General features: G+C 59.1%; 14 protein-coding genes and 1 pseudogene. 4 read left to right on the top strand and 11 right to left on the bottom strand.

From position 1 onward, the window contains the following. The first annotated feature begins 142 nt into the window (after window positions 1-142). Window positions 143-1,117: an iron exporter MbfA gene (mbfA, locus tag ACORLH_RS19900; protein ID WP_321830066.1), complete on the top strand. Its 975-nt coding sequence runs from the start codon at window positions 143-145 to the stop codon at window positions 1,115-1,117. A 107-nt stretch (window positions 1,118-1,224) separates the two neighbouring features. On the opposite strand, the gene zapE is transcribed toward mbfA, so the two are convergent. Continuing rightward, window positions 1,225-2,286, bottom strand: coding sequence for a cell division protein ZapE (zapE, locus tag ACORLH_RS19895; RefSeq protein ID WP_321830064.1), 1,062 nt, complete (start codon window positions 2,284-2,286; stop codon window positions 1,225-1,227). 163 nt (window positions 2,287-2,449) lie between these two features. On the opposite strand from zapE, the gene ACORLH_RS19890 reads away from it, so the two are divergent. Continuing rightward, window positions 2,450-3,685 carry an MFS transporter gene (locus ACORLH_RS19890; protein WP_321830062.1) on the top strand — a complete coding sequence of 412 codons (1,236 nt, stop codon included), beginning with the start codon at window positions 2,450-2,452 and terminating at the stop codon, window positions 3,683-3,685. A gap of 64 nt (window positions 3,686-3,749) precedes the next feature. Here the strand turns inward: ACORLH_RS19890 and ACORLH_RS19885 are convergent. The 6 genes and pseudogenes from ACORLH_RS19885 to ACORLH_RS19860 form a co-directional block, all read right to left on the bottom strand. Continuing rightward, window positions 3,750-4,666: pseudogene (locus ACORLH_RS19885) on the bottom strand (ornithine cyclodeaminase family protein). Further along, window positions 4,663-5,289, bottom strand: a complete 627-nt coding sequence (locus ACORLH_RS19880) for an HAD-IA family hydrolase (protein ID WP_321830060.1) — start codon at window positions 5,287-5,289, stop codon at window positions 4,663-4,665. Before ACORLH_RS19880 ends, ACORLH_RS19885 begins: the two are co-directional and overlap by 4 nt. Window positions 5,290-5,293: 4 nt before the next feature. Beyond that, the gene (locus tag ACORLH_RS19875) at window positions 5,294-5,746 is read right to left on the bottom strand and encodes a YaiI/YqxD family protein (protein ID WP_321830058.1); all 453 of its coding nucleotides are present in this window, start codon (window positions 5,744-5,746) and stop codon (window positions 5,294-5,296) included. After that, entirely contained in the window at window positions 5,743-6,573 is an 831-nt protein-coding gene (gene fghA / locus ACORLH_RS19870; protein ID WP_321830057.1) for an S-formylglutathione hydrolase, read from the bottom strand. The genes ACORLH_RS19875 and fghA overlap by 4 nt, the downstream gene beginning before the upstream one ends. 156 nt (window positions 6,574-6,729) lie before the next feature. Beyond that, window positions 6,730-7,953 (bottom strand): hypothetical protein, encoded by a 1,224-nt coding sequence (locus tag ACORLH_RS19865; protein ID WP_321830056.1) that lies wholly within the window; start codon window positions 7,951-7,953, stop codon window positions 6,730-6,732. Beyond that, window positions 7,934-9,943 (bottom strand): ATP-binding cassette domain-containing protein, encoded by a 2,010-nt coding sequence (locus ACORLH_RS19860; RefSeq protein WP_321830054.1) that lies wholly within the window; start codon window positions 9,941-9,943, stop codon window positions 7,934-7,936. The genes ACORLH_RS19865 and ACORLH_RS19860 overlap by 20 nt, the downstream gene beginning before the upstream one ends. 181 nt (window positions 9,944-10,124) lie before the next feature. On the opposite strand from ACORLH_RS19860, the gene ACORLH_RS19855 reads away from it, so the two are divergent. Together ACORLH_RS19855 and ACORLH_RS19850 are read left to right on the top strand one after the other, a co-directional pair. Then, window positions 10,125-11,816 (top strand): DUF3131 domain-containing protein, encoded by a 1,692-nt coding sequence (locus tag ACORLH_RS19855; protein ID WP_321830053.1) that lies wholly within the window; start codon window positions 10,125-10,127, stop codon window positions 11,814-11,816. Then, window positions 11,816-13,222, top strand: coding sequence for a hypothetical protein (locus tag ACORLH_RS19850; RefSeq protein WP_321830052.1), 1,407 nt, complete (start codon window positions 11,816-11,818; stop codon window positions 13,220-13,222). Before ACORLH_RS19855 ends, ACORLH_RS19850 begins: the two co-directional genes overlap by 1 nt. A gap of 98 nt (window positions 13,223-13,320) precedes the next feature. Here the strand turns inward: ACORLH_RS19850 and ACORLH_RS19845 are convergent, their stop codons facing one another. Genes ACORLH_RS19845 through ACORLH_RS19830 form a run of 4 tightly spaced genes read right to left on the bottom strand, consistent with a single transcriptional unit; the run spans window position 13,321 to window position 18,697 of the window. Further along, window positions 13,321-14,622, bottom strand: a complete 1,302-nt coding sequence (locus ACORLH_RS19845; protein WP_321830051.1) for a DUF3131 domain-containing protein — start codon at window positions 14,620-14,622, stop codon at window positions 13,321-13,323. Further along, on the bottom strand, window positions 14,619-16,424 hold the full coding sequence (locus tag ACORLH_RS19840; protein ID WP_321830049.1) for a glycosyltransferase: 1,806 nt from the start codon (window positions 16,422-16,424) through the stop codon (window positions 14,619-14,621). The genes ACORLH_RS19845 and ACORLH_RS19840 overlap by 4 nt, the downstream gene beginning before the upstream one ends. 30 nt (window positions 16,425-16,454) lie before the next feature. Next, window positions 16,455-17,201: a hypothetical protein gene (locus ACORLH_RS19835; RefSeq protein ID WP_321830048.1), complete on the bottom strand. Its 747-nt coding sequence runs from the start codon at window positions 17,199-17,201 to the stop codon at window positions 16,455-16,457. Continuing rightward, complete coding sequence (locus ACORLH_RS19830; protein WP_321830046.1) at window positions 17,198-18,697, bottom strand: sugar phosphate nucleotidyltransferase; 1,500 nt, start codon at window positions 18,695-18,697, stop codon at window positions 17,198-17,200. Before ACORLH_RS19830 ends, ACORLH_RS19835 begins: the two co-directional genes overlap by 4 nt. Between the last annotated feature and the right edge of the window lie 33 nt (window positions 18,698-18,730).

Here is an 18,730-nt window from a genome sequence, read left to right as displayed (position 1 = left end):
TCTTTCTGGCGGGCGGGAATCGGTTGCGGGCGTGTGTCAGCAGGCTGTCACTATAAACTGAGCAGTTCAGTTTAAACAAGCGATGGGTTGCGCTGTGACGGGTTAGGTCTTAGTTTAGAATTATTCTAAATTGGGGGTTCCCATGCGATTTTCAATACACCGAAGGAAATTCCGCGATCTCTCGGAACAAGAGATTTTGGCGCTGGCCATTTCATCCGAAGAAGATGATGCACGCATCTATCGGGGCTATGCGCAGCAGCTGCGCCAAGACTACCCCGACAGCGCGGCGATTTTCGACGGTATGGCAGCGGAGGAGGATGATCATCGTCGTCAGCTGCTGGCCCTGCACAAACAGCGGTTTGGCGATCATGTGCCGCTGATCCGCCGCGAACATGTTGCCGGGTATCATGCGCGCCGGCCCGTCTGGTTGTTGGAAAACCTTGGCGTGGAGCGGATCCGGACCGAGGCCGCCGCGATGGAACGGGCCGCGGAGGCGTTTTATCTGAAAGCTGCCAATCAGACCGCAGATGCCGACACCCGCCAGTTGCTTGGGGATCTGGCGGCGGCAGAAGCAGGCCATGCCGATCACGCGGAGACGCTGGAAAATCGCCTGTTAGGCCCAGATCAGCGCAGCGACGAAGAGCGCACCGCGCGGCGCCAGTTTGTGCTGACCTGGGTACAGCCAGGTCTTGCCGGATTGATGGATGGATCAGTCTCAACCCTGGCGCCGATCTTTGCCACTGCCTTTGCCACGCAGGACACCTGGACCACCTTTCTGGTGGGGCTTGCGGCCTCGGTCGGGGCGGGGATCTCCATGGGTTTCACCGAAGCGGCGTCAGATGATGGTGAATTGTCTGGTCGCGGCTCCCCGTTCAAGCGCGGTGTTGCATCAGGGGTGATGACAACAGTGGGCGGGCTGGGCCATGCGCTGCCCTATCTGATCCCGGATTTCTGGACCGCCACATTGATCGCCTTTGCGGTGGTGTTTCTGGAACTTTGGGCCATCGCCTGGATCCAGAAGAAATACATGGAAACCCCGCTCCTGCGCGCCGCACTGCAGGTCGTTCTGGGCGGCGCATTGGTCTTTGCTGCGGGTGTGCTGATCGGATCGGGGTAGCGGATCCTTGCGCGGCAGGGTGGGGGGCTTTGCCCCCTCTGGCACCAGATCGGTGCCATTCACCCCCAGAGTATTTTTGGATCATTGATAGGGGCGGGGTGGCTGTTTCAGCCGTCCTTGCCCCAGCTGGCCGATTGCATTTCCCGCAACCGGCTGGCGGTGCGTTCAAATTCAAACACGCCTTCGCCTTCGATATAGAGGCTTTCGGGCTGATCCGCGGCAGAGCAGATCAAACGGGTGCCGGCCTCATAAAGCGCGTCGATCAGCGTTACGAAACGTTTCGCTTCGTTAAAGTTCGAACGCCCCAGACGTGGAATGTCTTCGAGGATCAGAACCTTCACGGTTTCCGCCAGCGCAAGATAATCACCCGCCCCCAGCATCTTGCCACAGAGGTCATAGAAGGTGGCCCGGGCGACGCCGTTGCGGAACTGCGGAATTTCCACCTCACGACCTTTGACCTTGAGGATCAGCGGTTGCGCGGGCCCGCCGCTGAGGTGTTCCCAGACCTCACGGATTTTCTGCCGGCTGGCCTCATCAATGGGGGTGAAATAGACCTCTTCACCCTGCAGACGGTTCTGGCGGTAGTCATTGGGGCTGACCAGTTCCCAGACGCACATCTTGTCCTTCAGGATGTCGATGAAAGGCAGGAACAGCTGGCGGTTCAGCCCGTTTTTATACAGGTCATCGGGCACACGGTTTGAGGTGGTGACCACCACAACCCCGGCATCAAACAGGATCTGAAACAGGCGCCCGACGATCATCGCATCGGTGATGTCGGTGATCTGCATCTCATCAAAGGCCAGTACCTTGACCTCTTTGGCCACTTTCTCGGCCACTGGGGCCAGGCTGTCTTCGATGCCGTCCTGACGGGCCTGATGCATCGCGGTGTGGATTTCCTGCATGAAGGCGTGGAAGTGCACCCGGCGCGCAGGCACATCCAGCTGATCCACAAACAGGTCCATCAGCATCGATTTGCCACGTCCGACACCCCCCCAGAGGTAGAGCCCCTTGGGCGGCGGCGGCGCCTTGCGGAAGAACCCTTTCTTCACGGGTTTGGCCAGTTCGGCGCGGATGCGTTCAAACTCGGGCAGGGCGGCCTCTTGTGCGGGATCAACTGTGATCTCACCGGAGGCAACACGCTGGGCGTAAAGATCGATTAGACTGCTCATGCCCTGCTGATAGCCAATCGCGCCCGATGGGGGAAGGGGGCGCGGGCCATCACCAGCTGTGGGATAGGGTTTCACAAATGTTGAATTGACCTTGTGATCAATTGTTAACAGGCTAATTTCCCACGCATAGGGAATAGACCCTGACCAAATTCAAGAGGCCGCCATGCAGAAATCTGCCCCTTTGTTCACGCCTGTTCTGATCGTTGGCTGCATCATCATCCTGACGGGTTTTGCGATCCGCGCCTCTTTCGGGGTGTTCCAGATCCCAATTGCTGAGGAGTTTGGCTGGCTCCGGGCCGAATTCAGCCTGGCCATCGCCATTCAGAATCTGGCCTGGGGCATCGGCCAGCCAATTTTCGGCGCCATCGCTGAAAAGATGGGCGACCGCAAAGCGATTGTGATGGGCGCGGTGCTGTATGCGATTGGCCTTGTGGCCTCGGCCTTTGCGACCACACCCGGGGCGCATCAGTTTTATGAGATATTTGTGGGCTTCGGCGTTGCTGGCACTGGCTTTGGTGTCATCCTCGCCGTGGTTGGGCGCGCGGCCTCTGACAAGAACCGGTCGATGGCGATGGCGATTGCCACAGCAGCCGGGTCCGGCGGGCAGGTGATCGGCGCGCCAATGGCGGAATGGATGCTGGGCTTCATGACCTGGCAATCGGTGTTCCTGTGCTTCGCGGCTGCAATCCTTGCGGTTTTGCTGCTGCTGCCGATGATGCGCGCGCCCGAGGCGGCAACCAAGGCCGAGCTGCAGGAAAGCATGGGCGAGATCCTGAAAAAGGCGCTGAAGGATCCCAGCTACACGATGATCTTCCTTGGCTTTTTCAGCTGCGGCTATCAGCTGGCCTTTGTCACAGCGCATTTTCCGGCTTTCGTGACCGAAATGTGTGGCCCGATCATGCCCGGTGGCGTGCTGCATTCGATGGGGATCACCACCACCTCAGCCCTGGGCGCGGTGGCGATTTCGCTGATTGGTCTGGCCAATATCGCTGGTACGATCTTCGCGGGCTGGCTGGGCAATCGCTTCTCCAAAAAGTACTTGCTGGCAACGATTTACGCCCTGCGCACGGTGATCGCGGCGGCCTTTATCCTGACCCCGATGACACCAGCCACGGTGCTGATCTTCTCGATCTCCATGGGGTCGCTCTGGCTGGCCACGGTGCCGCTGACCTCGGGGTTGATCGCGCATCTTTACGGGCTGCGCTACATGGGCACGCTTTATGGCATCGTGTTCTTCAGCCACCAGCTGGGCAGCTTCCTGGGCGTTTGGCTGGGTGGCCGGATGTATGACACTTATGGCTCGTATGAGGCTGTCTGGTGGGTCGGCGTCGGGGTTGGCGCCTTCTCAGCCCTGATCCACCTGCCGGTGCGGGAAAAACGGATTGAGGCCATGGCCTGAACTGACCAAGACAAAACGCCGCCCAGCTGGGGCGGCGTTTTTGGTTTTAATGCACTAGCGAGGCTCAGCCCGCTGCGTTCCAGGCATCCAGAATGTAGCGGCTGGTCATCAGATCCAGATGGGCACCGCCACCATTTTTGAACAGCGTGATCTCATCGTCTGAGCGGCGCTGGAACGCGTTGAGGTCATAGTAATCGGCAATCATTTCCTCACGCTTCAGGGCGCTGATTGCAGCGGGATCTCAATCTCACCGATATGGCCGATTGTGGTGTCAAAACTGTCGACATAGACGCTGGCCCGCTGCAGAACGGCATCGTCTGCTTCACGCATATCGGGGCGATAGGCGCCGATCAGATCGATGTGCTGGCCGGGTTGCAGCCACGCGCCTTTCAGGATCGGCTCGGTGACCATCGTGGCGCTGGTGACGATATCGGCGGCCTTCACTGCGGTTTCCAGATCTTCTGCCACCTGCATGCCGGGAAATTCGGCGGCGAAGGCTTCGGCCTTGGCGGTGGTTCGGTTCCAGATGGTGAATGTCGCCTCGGGGAAGGCGGCGCCATAGGCCTGCCGCAACGACCGGCCCACGGTGCCGGCGCCCACGATCAGGATGTTGCGGCTGTCAGGGCGCGCCAGACGGGTGGCGGCCAAGAGGCTGTCACCCGCCGTTTTCCATTTGGTCACCAGATGGAAATCCACCAAAGCCTCCAGCATGCCGTCCTGATCGCCATAGAGCGAGACACCGCCATTGACCATCGGCGTGCCCTTGTCGGGGTTGCCGGGGAAGATGGTGGCGGATTTAACCGCCAGCCCCAGCCCGTCAATCCAGGCGGCGCGGTTCAGCAGCGTGTCCTTGCCGCGGTAGAGGAAAGTATCAGCAATCTCAGCCTTCGGCAGCTCGTGACCCTTGGCCAAAGCGGCGGTGAAGTCCAGCCAGTTCAGATGCGACTCGCCCTCGTCAAAGGGGATGATGGTGATGCTCATGAAGCCTCCTGCGCCGTCAGGATTCCATGGGCGACCAGACAGTCGGCCCAGCCCTGCGGGGTGGTAAAGAGATGGGTGTGCCAGCCCCGCGCGGCGGCGGCGTCGATATTGGCGGCTGTGTCATCGGTGAACAGCAGGTCCTGCGGCGCGCGCCCCGTCGCCTCTTCAACCACCTGATAGATCGCAGGATCCGGCTTCGCCAGACCCAGCTCAGCCGAGACAAACCGTTGGTCAAACAGGGTCAGGAACGGATGATGCTCCCCGGCGATTTCCAGGGTTTCGCGGCCAAAATTGGTTAACGCGACCACGTGGTGGCCCTTTGCCTTCAACGCTTTCAGCAGGCGCACCGAATGGTCAATGGCCCCGGGCAACAGCTCGATCCAGCGCTCCGCCCACATCATGATTTCATCGGCGTGGTCCGGATGCGCTGCCGCGGCTTCGCGCATCACGGGCTCTGGCGCCTCACCAAGATCAATCCGAAGGTTGTAGCCATAAAGGTCCACTGCCGCGAACAGCGCCTTGCGCCTCTCAGCGCCAATTTCGGCGTCATAAAACGCCTCCGGCTCCCACTGAACCAGCACGCGGCCCAGATCGAAAACCACCGTTTTGGGGATGTGTGTCACTGCCTTACCCTTTCATCGCGGCACGGATTTGCCGTTCCAATGCGTCCAGAAAACGGGACCGGTCGGCCTTGGAAAACGGCCGCCCGCCCCCCTGACGAAAGGGATCCGCGGCCCGCAGGTCGGTCATCAGATCGCGGGTGGCCAGGGCGTTGCCCACGTTCGCCTTGGTCAGGGCTTCGCCGTTGGGTTTCAGAACCAGCGCCCCCGCGACAACACATTTGGCCGCCAGCGGGATGTCATTGGTGATCACCACGTCACCGGTTGTGGCGCGTTCGGCGATCCACATATCGGCGACATCCGGTCCCTCAGGCACGATCACGCTTTCAACCAGCGGGTTCTGTGACGGGCGCAGGCCGCCGTTGCTGACCAGTTTCATCGCGATGCGGTGGCGGGTGGCAACCCGCTCGGCCTCGGCCTTGACCGGGCAAGCGTCCGCATCGACGTAGAGGATCGTCATGAATAAAGCGCCTCAGCGTGGAAGGCGATGTGATCTTCCATGAAGGTCGAGACGAAGAAATAGCTGTGGTCATAGCCTTTCTGCAGCCGCAGCTGGGCCGGCACGCGGCGGGCGTTCACGGCTTCGGCAAAGGCTTCGGGCATCAGCAGGTCGATGAACTGATCATTGCTACCGGTGTCGACCAGCAGCGGAATGTCCAGCCCTTCGCCGCGCATCAGCAGGGTCGCGTCATGCGCCGCCCAGGCGTCTGGCGCGTCGCCCAGATAGGCCTGCAACTGCTTGCGGCCCCAATCCCCGGCGGTGGGGTGGCAGATCGGCGCAAAGGCTGAGATCGAGCGGAACCGGCCCGGCAGGCGCATCGCCATTGTCAGCGCGCCATGCCCGCCCATCGAATGGCCGGTGATCGACTGGCGCTCTTCGTCAATGGCAAAGTTGCCGGTGATCAGCTGCGGCAGTTCTTCGGTCACGTAGTCCCACATGTTGTAATGCGGCGCCCAGGGGGCCTCGGTCGCGTTGACGTAGAACCCGGCGCCTTTGCCCAGATCATAGGCCTTATCGTCGGCCACCGCGTCACCACGTGGTGAGGTGTCGGGGAAGACCAGTGCCAGGCCCTGCTCCGCCGCCCAGGCCTGCGCCCCAGCTTTGACCATGGCGTTTTCATGGGTGCAGGTCAGGCCGGAGAGGTACCAAAGCACCGGCACCGGGCCGTCTTCGGCCTCTTCCGGCAGGAACAGGCCAAAGGTCATATCGCAATCGGTGGCCTCAGACCGGTGGCTGTATACCCCTTGGGTGCCGCCGAAGCAGCGGTTTTCGGAAATCACGTCCATGTCTTATCCTCTCTGTCCCAGGTCTGCCCCGGTGGCGCGCGCGGCGCGCCCGGCCCGGGGAACGCCGGTGATTTGGGTTGCCTATGGCTACCGCGCCACATCCCCAAGGGGCAAGAGAGGAGTTTGCTTTGCAAAGGCCGCAGTGAGGGTAGGTGGCTAGGACAGATCGGTCAGGCCCGGTGGCAGCTGACGGCTGATCACCTCGGCCAATGTGGTGCGCGGCAGGATCACCTCAACCTGCGACCGGCCGTTCAGCAATTCCAGCTTGCGGCTAACCTGATCACGCCAGAGCGGCGCGTCTATTTGGTCCGGGTGCAGCGTCAGGGTCAGTTGGCTCTGCCCCTGTTCAGACATCTGCCCCGGCACTGTGTCGATGGCCGTCAGGCTGGCGGGCACTTTGGGCGCGGTCAGTGGCAGGCCCGCAAGCCGCAGCAAAGCGGTGTCGCCCACCCTGAGGCTATTGCCCCGCGCGGCAGGGATTATTGCCCAGGCGTGATAGGCATCCTGCACAACCCTCAATTGGGCAATGACGATGTCGTCATCATATCGACTGGACGGTGGCAATGGTCGTATCCGTTGCAACTGCCCGGGTGCGGGGCTGCGCAGATGCGGATCCGCCAGATAGGCCTCAACCCGGGTCAATTGCTGCTCCAATGTGATGCGGTCCTGCGCGACCCCCTTGGCCTGATCCACCAGCGCGCTGTCCTGCGCCGTGATCTGACGCGCGATCCGCAGTTCCTGCATCTGTTCTTCGGCCGAAAATCGCAGCGCAACCAGTGCCATGCGCAGGCGTAGGGATTCACGCTCAACGCCAGAGACATCCGCAAGCGCATGGGTGAGGTTCTGCTGCACCAGTTGACCCCGATGGCGCAGCTGCTGCAGCTGTTGCTGCAGCTCCAGCCGGTCCAACGCATTGGTTTGATGCTGCACCCGACATGCGCTGAGCGCGGTTTGCATGTCCAGCCGCACTGTGCCCTCAAGTTCACGCGCCGCATTTTCATATTCTTCAAGGCGGGCCTGGTTAAGAAGGCAGTCCTGCGCGCTGGAGCTGATCATGATCGCGCTTTGCAGATATTGCTGGCGATCTTCCAGCGCTGTGACATCGAAGGATACGATCGCGGTCCCCTCGGTCAGTTCGGTGCCTTGCTGCACCAGAAACTCCCCCATCGGAATATGCGCCGGCAGCAGCAGATCCTGCGGTGTTTCCGCGGCCTGCAGTGCCCCTTTCAACACGATGGGGGCGTTCAACTGATGAGTTTGCGACAGAAAAACCGCGCCCGCAGCCCCAACCGTCAGGAACGCCCAACAGGTGAACAACCAGATCACCGGGGCAATCTGAAACCGCCGTGGCGTTGCAGATTTATGAGCGGCTGAGGGCATCTGCTGTCGTCTCCGACGAGGGGGTGCTTTGCGGGCTGGATTTGCGTGGGTCGTAGATTGAAATGGCAACCTGCAGCCAGTTTGATCCATTGTGGACGGTGTTTTCGACGCTCATACTGTCGCGCAGGATACGCGCCAGCGGGGCCTGCGTCAGCGCGCGATCGCTGTCCGCATCGCTTTGGGCTTTCGCCAATGCCCCGCTGGAGAGGGGCTGCGCCTGTTGCAATCGCATGACGCAATGGCCGGCAAAAAGCTTGATCTCAAAACACACCGTGTCTTCAGGTGGCGAAGTGCCCGTCACGGCGCCGGGGCCTATACCCGGCCCTGCGGCATGGCAGGCCAGCGCCAGCATTTCATTGGCTACCATACAGACCGCCCGCCTGTTGGCATCATCGCCATCCCGGCGGAACTGGGCGCAGATCCAACTGTCCAGCGCCTCCTCACTGTCGAGATCACGCTTGGCCACAAACCGTTGCCAGCCCGAGGATTTCCGGTCGCGGATCTCTGCGGCTGAGGCCATTTCCACCAAACGCCCGTTTTGCAGCACGATCAGTTGATCACATTCCTCCAGCAGGGCCCGATCTTCGGTGACCAGCAGGATAATTGCACCACGCCGGCGTTCCTCACGCATGCGGGTCAATAAGGTGCCGCGCAGCAACTCGCCGGATCCGTCTTCGGGGCGATCAATCAGATAGGCGGCAGGGCGCAGATAAAAGGCGCGTGCGAAGGCCAGTGCTTTCTGTTCGGCGTGGGACAGGGTGGTGGCATCTGCACTGGCGATAATATGCTGGGCCACATCGCTGTTGTGGACGAGGGATTTCAGCAAATGCTCGCCCCTCAGGCTGTCCGGCGATCTGAAACAGTAGAGGTTATCGCCACCGCTTCCCGGCAGTATCAGGGGCTGTGCCCCGAGATAGATCAGATCCACATCCCGTTCCCGGCCGCTGCGATGCCATGGGGATTGACCGTGGATAGATACATGCCCGGAAATCGCCAGATTAGTCAGATCATGGGGGGCGGTCAGGGCCTTCAGCAGCAGAGATTTTCCGGCAAAACTGTCGCCGGTCATGCCCGTAACACTGCCAGCTGTCAGTTGAAACGACAGATCCTGCAGCAGTTTATGACCGTCGCGATCGCTGATGCACAGATGTTCAACCTTCAGCCCACCGTCTAACCCGGCGTCGCCCTCGGCCGCGGCGATGGCTGTGACGCTGCTGGCCTGTTTCGCCACCTCTGGCGCGATCTCAGATCGCAGCAGAAAGACATCAGTGATCGCCAGAACAATTCCGTAGCTGATCAGGGCGGTGGGTGCGATGGCGGCGGCGCTCAGCACCTCATGCAGGGTCAGCCAGCAGGCAAGGGCAAAGCAGCTGATGAAGGCCGCCAGACGCATGGATTTCAGCAACGCCATTATAAAGGCATGCGGTCTGGCGGGCGCGTTCAGCAGGTCGATGCCGTGCTGGTCACGGCCAATCAGCAGCGATGTCGCCTCCGCCGGTAGGATATCCCAGCCCGGATCGGGTGGCAGCCACCGCGAGAGTGGAACACTGATAAGCCATCCCAACATACATCCCGCAAGCGCAGGCAGGGCCAGCAGGGGATGCAGGGTCGCCAAACCGCCCAAGGCCAGAACGCCCAGCAACGCCGGACCAATGGCGCCGCTGCGTTTGCGCAAGGGCCGTAGTCCGGCGAGGGCACGCGCGTGACCGGTTTCGAACAACACCATGCCAAGGATCGGCACCAGTGCTGTGGCCCCCAGGAGCAGCGCAAGGCTTTCAATACCCTCAATAGCGACAAGTTTATGTAAAAACACCGCAAAGACGGTGAGGGAAAGCACACAAAGCGCGCTGCCAAAGGTAAATCCGGCTGATAGCACCGACGCCCAGAGCGGCAGGCTGCGATCCTGCACAACCAGCGCGGACCTTTCCTTTTTATCCATTTTTTCAACGGCTTCTGTAGTGTGCTCAAGGGGCGTTTGGGTCTGTGACATGATCGGTTTCCTTGCCATCTCAGCCCTGTGTATCTGGCACTTCTTAAGATTGGGTTGTCCCATCGGAGAAACTTGCGCCGGTTGGGGCGCAAGACAGGCGTCGCTGCAAGAACAGGCGGTTTGGTCGCTATTTGTTAAGGGCTTTGGTGTTCCATAGGAGGGAATCGCAACGGAGGCCGTGATGCCACGCACACCAAACACCCCCAAACGACGATCCCCTTTCTGGGGAGGGGTAGTGTTATGCGCCGCGATTTTGGTGCTCAGCGGTACCAGCTATTCAGTGGGCGTCACCGCGCGGCAGATTTTCCTGCAACAGGAAGAAGAGGTCATACCGATTATTGCCGGTGGGGCGCTGGATGACATTCCCGCCCTGATGCGTGGCAACCTGCCCAGTGCAACGCTCAGCCTGGTGGAGGGCGAAGCGCTGCGCGTAACGCCACCCCGGATGTGCGAGATGCCGGATGACTATTTTGACAAGCTTGATCGCGGGTTGGATCGCCTTTCGGGCTATACGCCACATAACGCCTATGTCCGGAAATATCGCGCCCGGCGCGGGTTCCTAAGTGAACGGGAAAAACGCGCCGCAAAGGTGGCCTGGCACTATTTTGAAAAGTTCACGCAGGAAACCACCGGGCTGGCCAATTCGGTTGGCAACTACCCCTCCACCACCTTATGGGACACGGCATCCTATATCGCGGGTTTGGTCGCGGCCTATGAGTTGTGTATCATCGAGAAAACCGAATTTGATCAGCGCATTACGCTGCTTCTGACGACGATAAAGTCACTGGAGTTGTTCCGGAAGGAGCTGCCGAACAAAGTGTATCACACCAAAACCGGCGCCAAGGTTGACTATACCAATAAGCCCGGCGAAATCGGATATTCCGCCCTTGATATCGGTCGATTCCTGGTCTGGATGCGGATCTGCAAGAACCGCTACCCCTATTTGGCAAACACCATCGATTCCGTGCTGCTGAAATGGGATTTCAGCAATGTCATTGACGATGAGGGGCTGATGTTCGGAACCTATGTCGACAAAGAAACCGGGGAGACGGTGTATGCGCAAGAGGGCCGGCTGGGCTATGAGGAATATGCCGCCAAAGGTTTTGCCCTCTGGGGGTTTCGCCCGCTGCTGGCCCACCGGGCTGAGCCGTTCCTGACCGCCTCCATCTTTGGCGTTCAGGTGCCTTATGATGGCCGTGACCCACGGGTGTTCCATTCCCAGAACTACGTGGTGACGGAATCCTATCTGCAGGACGGGATGGAGCTGGGATTTGATCTGCCCCATGATGATGTCACGCCGGATTGGCTGCACAGCGATGGCTGGCGTGCGGAATTCGCCGATCGGATATATCAGGTGCAGGAAAACCGCTGGCGACGCACCGGCTTCATGACGGCACGGTCAGAGCATAACGTCAAAGGCCCCCCCTATTTCACCTATGATACGATTTTCTCCGATGGCTATCCCTGGAATACGGTCACGCCACGGGGGGATTACGTGCCCGATCACGCGGCCGTTTCAGCCAAGGCAGCGCTGGGCCTCTGGGCGCTTTGGGACAGTGAATACACAGATGTCCTCTTTGAGGCGATGATCGAACTCTATGATCCCGAAAATGGCATGTACGAAGGGCTTTATGAACGGGGCCAGGGCCGCGTTGCGATCTTCACCGCCAACAACAACGGGATCATTCTGACGGCGCTGTTGCATAAGGTGCAGGGCACAATTCTGACCCCTTATCGCGGCGAGACCGAGGTTTGGTACACCGCATACCGTGATCAGGACATTCGGTTGCGGCGAAATTACCCCGATCCCCCGCAAAAGCGGGATTGGCTGCCGGCATTGCGTCACTCTATCCAGGAAAAGGCGGATTTTTGATGAAACATTTAAGCCTCTTCGCGCTTGTTGCGCTCTCTCATGTTGTCGCAGGTGGCCACAGCTTGGCGCAAACCGCTACAGCCCCCGTTCGGGTGGAGGAATTCACCGCGGAAAACGCCATCATGGACACCTCGATCCCCTTTGCAATTGGCGCCAGCGAGGCACGGCAATCCCTGCGCGGCGCCTTCGGTTGGCCAACCTTTCAGGAAGGTCTGGTCGAAGGGGTGTATTTCCGTTTTGATCCGGATGGTTACGCGCGGTTTTCACCCAACCCGCGCCTGGATGTCGATGTGTTCGAAGTGCTGTGTAAATCGCGCACCCAGGAATGCCATGGCCGCAAAGCGGGCCTGACCGTCTTTCTCACGCCTCAGGGCCAGTTGCAGCTGGCGCTTGAAGGGGTGATCGCCGGCGATGGTTTCTACCTGTCAGAAGGGGTGAGTGAGATCCAGATCCCCGAACGGGTGCTGCAACCTCTTGATCTACAGATGGAAAACCTCTTGGCTTCATCGGTGGAATTGATCGTTCGTCGGGGCGGTGAAGAGGTGAGCCGCCATTCGCTACGGGGGTTTGTTGCCACGACGGCTTACCTGCGCTGGGTCGCGGCCCGTCAGGACTACGCGGTTTTGCCGCGCGGCTGGCCGGTGCCAAATGCCCGGGCCAATACGCCCAACCAAGGGCGGGCGCAGGCAGCATCCTGGCAATCGCCGATGCCGCAGCCACAAGTCATTGCAATCACGCAACCCGCAGCCCCTGAGCCTGCTGGTTTGTCGCCCGATCGTATCGATGCGCAATTGCAGGAACTGCGGGACATGGTGACAGAATTGCGTCGCCCTGCTGAGGTGGCAACAGGTGAGGATACAGCCTCTGCCTTAGATGAGGCCGCTAGGTTGGAGCAGTTGTTGCTTGACCTGACGGATGAGGTGCAGCTTCTGCGAGAACCGGCTATGCCGCAGGCAGACCTACCGGATACGGCGGAAGTTGAACTCGCTCACTCTCCAGCAATGATTGAACCACAAACTGTTCAGGCATCCCAACACCGCACCACAGAAAAACTGTCATATCTGGTGGAACAACTGGGTCTTGATCTGCGCACGGCCGTTGCCGTTCTGGAGCTGGCAGAGCAAGAATTACAGGATGACGGTGTGCTGGCCGAACCCGCGGAGATGTATGCCCCGAGTGTGAACACTGTTTCCTCTCAGCCGGCCCAGTCAGACCTGCTCGAAACCCTATGGGGCGAAATCAACCAGCCCCAAGTTGTGGAGGTTGAGGCTGCAGCGCCCGGGATTGAGATAGAAGCAAAGCCGCCGATGCCAGTAACGGTGCGCGAATATCGCCTGTTGTCCGACTATTTTGCCTCCGCGGCGTTGCCGGTTTTGGCCCCCGAAGCGTCAGCGGACACGCGTTAGCCTACCCTGATGCCGGCAAGTGTGCGCTATTCGAACCACACGCAAAGAAGATGAGGCGTCCCTTGGATGTAGCTCAAACGCGCTTCTCTGGAGCCCGTTTAGCGGGACGTTGATGTCAGCATCGGCCCAAACTGCTTATAGTAAAGCGCCTGCAAAACCACGGCATTTGTATTGGCGGTATAGATTTTATTCGGGTGCAGATCTGTTTCGTATTTGCCAGAGGCCCAACCTGCAGGATGAGCAAGATCGGCCAATTGCTGCCGGATCATTTGTGTGTAGCCTGTTTCAAAAATAGCGTCCCAGGCGAAGGTGGCTTTTAGGCTTATGCTGCGCAAGTCCGGATACATTTCGCCGCTTTCGTCCACAACCGCCCAGTCTTCCCCATTGCTGAAGATCGACGTGTAGAGAAAATGTGGCGGCTGATCGATATGGGTTTCTGACACCATTGTTGGGATGCCGCTATCGCGAAATCGGTTTTCCTGTGCCTGATACACTCTCGTGGTCATCAGGTGCCCCTCGGCCGAAAGGCCAAATTCGAGAGCCTGCAAGAAAAACGGTTCGCTAAGCGTTGGGGTGATGGCAGTAAACCGCACCGAACTGCGGCGGTCTATCGGCAATGAAACCCCTGCAACTTGGCGCCATTGTACAATTGGCTTGGCACTTACCGCATCCAGGACATCCAAGCCCCAAAGCGCGGCGGCACGAGCGCCATATTGTTCATACCCAATGCGTCCTTCCTGCAAGTATTCCGTTCCGGATTCCGTCGCATGGGCGCCATAAAGCCTGCCTTCGCGCGCCATGGCGCTCAGATCCCATTGTGTCAAGATTGCCCGAAGGTCCGCGCCAAACTCAGGATGATGAACTTCCAGCATACGGAAAGCCGAGAGCAGCCGCGCAACATCAAGTGCCGACCAGCCAATCCCGCCAGGAACAGGTTGGTTTTGGTAGTCAACCATCGCAAGCGTCTGCGTGTTGTAGACTTTGTTCGGGAGCTTCCCCTCAAAGAGCTCGATTGATTTGATACTCATTAAAAGAGATCCGACCCTTAGCTTGAAAGCCGCATCTGTGATCAGGTCAAGCTTTTGCGCGGCCATAAGAGCCAGCAGGTAGGATCCCTGATCCCAAAGTGTTCCAGAGGGGAAGCCCGCCACCGCATCTACTAACCCAGTCTCCGGACGGTAGTTTTGTTCAAAATATTGCCACGCTTTCGCTGCGGCCCGGTGGTCTTCGGCCGTTAGGCTGCGCCCAGGTTTGAGCGCGAGTAGAGCGTTTTCGGTAGGGAAGGCTGCGTAGGGTGTTGTGGAGCTGAACCCTTCGTCAGACAAAATAGCAAATCCCGCTGTGGCGGCCAGACCTGCGCAAAAGACCAGACTGGAAAGGTTTTTTGTGGCGCGACTCATGTCATTGCTTCCTTCATTTGTGGGGACAAGTGAGCGGGATGAGGGGCAGGCGACCTGCCTAATGCGTGCAGCCAGGCGGCAAAAGGGAGCTGGAGTAGCAGGATGCAATTCCAGGTGAGCCAAAACAGGTTCACCAAGAGCAGTGACAGGCTAAAGTTCGGGCTTCCCATCAGAAATTGCCAAATGCCAAAGAGGCCGATCAAACATAAGGCAACGGCAAGCACCAGGTTTGGTCGAAGAAACCGCATGTCTTCGGTTGTGGACAGGGTTTTGGGCGTTGGTGGAAATTGCGGCCGATGTCCACGGGCCACCAGCCAGAATGCTTTGAGTTGCAATGGTAGCGTTGAGACTGACAAGCAGCGGCCATTGGTGAGGCTATGGCCCTTGCTGGTCAGGATCATGGCCAGTTCATTGGCAAAAACCATCGGTAAAAAATGTAGAAAGAAGCTGGCGGAATAGGCCACGACCGGTGCTTGGCCTGTTAGCAGCGAATAGGCGGGGGCCATGAGGAGCAGTGGCGTCCAAAATACGGACAGATGTGCATAGAATGTGGCCGCGTAATGCAGACGATGTCGCCAGGGCATGCCGCAGCGGAAAATGGGATTGCGGCGCAGGATCAGATCGATGCTACCGCCGGCGTATTTTAAACGTTGGGTGCAAAAGGCCTTGGCACTTTGCGGGGAAAGCATTTTTGCCTCTGGCTGCGGATGGTAGACCGAGCGCCAGGGGTGACCTTGCACACTATGCAGTTCAATTGACGTATAGAGGTCCTCTGAGACGTGAAACCGATAGGGTTCCAGACCCGACCTATGCCGCAGCTGCGCCGCGTTTATGTTTAGATTTTGCGCCTGCAGCAGGTTCGTGCGCCTCTGACCTAAAAGCGCGGTTTCAAAAATCGCTTCCCTGCGGTGGATCGATGCGGCGCCACAGCAAAAGGATGCGTAGTTGCGATTGCGCCTCCGTTGGATCAGATCAAAAAAGACGGTGGGTTCACTGAGAAAAGGGTCCACCGCAAAACGGTGTCTGGTGGTGATGCGGTACACCCATTTGCGCAGCCATCGAGGGCATTTCGGGGCAATTCGCAACAGAATTGCGATGGCGGTCTGGCCACGGGGAAGGTCATAGAACCAATGTGGGGTCTGTACCCAGGCCACGCTAGGATCACGAAAATAGCCAAGTGTATTGTCCAAGAAGCTTGGGAAAAGCCGTGTGTCGGCATCACAAATTACGACGAAATCACCGCTGCTATGAAACAGCCCATTGCGCAGGTTGCCTGCTTTGAACCCGATATTGGACGTACGCGACAGGTAGCGGGCGCCGTAGCGCTCTGCCAGTTTGGCCATCGCGGGTCTGGCTCCGTCATCCAGCAGGTAGATCTGCAAGTCGCAACCGGTTGGGCAGCGCACGGCCTGTGCGGCGGCCAGAGTTGGCGCGACCACCTCGCAGCCCTCGTCAAAGGTTGTGACGAAAATATCGATCCGGGTGATTGGCCTTGGTTGCGTATTAGCATTATCGGTGATGTCGGATGTGGCAGACGCGTCCGGCGTGTCGCCTTCCTGCCAAATATCGTAGAAAAACAATAGGGTGCCGAGTGCAAACAGCGTCTCAGCAGTGGCGACTGCGACCGAGAATATCATCGCCTCAGGATTGAGTGACGCCGTCCAGCGCCAATGCAGATACAACGCGAGGAAGCCGATGGTTAACCCGGCGCAGAAGTGCCAGGCGGCCTGACGCAACGGTGATAAGGGCGGAAAATGCGGCGGCTTTCGATACTCAAATTTTGAAAAATAGGCGCTCTGCATGTTATGCCTCAAAGCCGGAGAACGAAGGGGTTAGCGGGGATTTACCTGCCTGTGATCGCGAATGAAGGCTTCAGCCACCCGAAGAATTGCGCTGCGTTCGTCGCCGCGGTGATTCTTAGCCGTGGAGCCGGTCGAAAAAGACCACACCCCTGCGGTGATTTTGATCCGAATGTCACGCGCCAGCATCACCTCTTGGCTGAGGCTGGCGAAGACCGAGTATTCATAGAGGCAGTGACCGTCCGGATCGCGCATTGAGAAAAACAGGCTCATCGTGGGGTGGCCTGGCACAGTGGCGATGGTGTCCTTGTCAACGACGTGAATCCCGGCCTTTGTTAGCATCGCTACGAAGTCACGATGTATCTCAGAACCAAAACTGTTGGAAAATCCCGGCGGGGACTTCAGGTTGGTCAGATCGACATGGATCGCCTCAATTCCCCGCAGGGCTTCAATCTTCAGGGATCGCGGCAATTCCAACGGGTCAAAGCCAACGGCCAACTGTGTCTGCTGTGGCGTGCAGACCGCAGGGGCATCGGGGTGCTCAGCCTCGACCGGCAATGCGCTGCTCCGGGGATCCATCACACCGAACATGCGGTAGATATTGGCGGGGTATTCTGGCGTCAGTGGACGGCTGACAAACTCGCGTTTGACGATACAACCAGCTCCATTTGGACAGTCTTGCCCGACGTGGCGATAGCGTTCCCATAAAATCCAGAAGCGATCTTCTGCCCAGATTGGGCTGGGTAGCATTAGCAATAACAGCAGACTCAGGTGTTTCATGCCGAAACCTCTGACATACCTGACTGCTGCAGCGCAGGGGGAGGGGTGTCGGCGGCACCAATTTGATCCAAACGCGCGAAGGAGGGGCGTGGTTTTTGCCCCGTTGCGGTTTTGTGTTCTACCGACCAGCGGGCAGAGGTGATTTGCCCTTCAACCCAGGCGCCGGGTTTGACCCAGGTGCGGGGTTGGACAACGCTGTTTGAAATCAGGCAGGGGCCGCTCAACCGGCTGCCGGCGCCGATGACGCAGGGGCCTTGCAGCTCAACCCCGGCGTCCACGGTTGCCCCGGGGCCGATGTAACAGGGTGGTGTGAGTTTGGCGCGGCGTGACACCCGCGCCTCCGGCGCGATCCAGATTCCGGGGCGTTTCTGTTCGCCCGAGGGCGACAGTGTTTTCACCTCGCCACGGAGCGCCATAAAATGGGCTAGTGCGTAATCCTTCGGGTTGCCCATGTCGACCCATTCAAAATCTGCAACATAGCTGTGCAGATGGCCGCCACGTTTCATAATCGCGAGCAGGAGGTCTGTTGCAATATCAAGGCCCTCTGCAGTTCCCAGACCGGTCAGGGCGCGCGGGTTGATGATGTAGATACCGGCGCTGGCAAGGGTTGATTTCGCCTCTTGTGGCTGCGGTTTTTCTTGAAATGCCCGGATGCGCCCGCTGCGGTCAATCTGCAGGATCCCGTATTTGGAACACTCCGCACGTGGCACCTTGCGGGCGGCGATTGTGACCTCAGCGCCGCTGGATTTGTGCAGCCGCATCATGTCTGCCAGATCGATATCTGTCAGCGCATCGCCACAGAGCACAAACACATCATCATCGATGGCATTGTGGCGGTGCTGCAACCGGGCAAGGGTGCTGGCGGATCCGATGGCATGGGCCTGCCAGCCCTGCGGCGTTTGTTGGCCTTCGTTGAAAAACTGCAATCTGTGTGATGGGGATCGTGGCACGTTCTGCACGATCTGATCGCCAAGATGACCGGGGTTTAGCATCACATCCTGAATGCCGAAGCGTCCCAGATGCTGCAGCAGGTGCGACAGGATCGGCTTGCCGAACAGTTCCAGCATCGGTTTTGGCGTGTCGTCGCTGAGCGGGGCCATGCGGGTGCCTTTGCCGGCGCAGAGCAACAGCGCTTTGGTGCCGGCCAGCTGGCAGCGGCGGAAATCGCTGGTTTGCAACACTTCATCAACGGTTTTATAGTAGGGCAACAGCTGCTCGGCGGGGCTTTGGCGGATGAACCGGTGCACAGAGGCATTGGCATTGCAGAAGGCCAGAGGCTGGCCAAGTTTGAACTGCGCGGTAAATTCAACCAGTGCCCCTAAGCCAGCATAGGTGACCCGCCGCACTTTGGCGAGGTCAACAATCATGGCTGCGCTGCCATCGTTCATCATTTGTTCACGCGCCGTGAGCAATGGACCAAGGTCCGATGACGTCAGCCGATAAGAACTGGCCCGCAGGATTGAGATGCGACCGTAGGTTTCGGCGTTGATGAGCATGGAGTTCTCCTTTCAGGGGCGCAGCGACTGCCG

It is taken from the genome of Thalassovita sp. (assembly GCF_963691685.1).
In the GTDB taxonomy this organism is placed as follows: domain Bacteria; phylum Pseudomonadota; class Alphaproteobacteria; order Rhodobacterales; family Rhodobacteraceae; genus Thalassobius.
The sequence above is the reverse complement of the archived record's forward strand: the minus strand, read 5'-3'. Positions and strand labels throughout refer to the sequence as shown.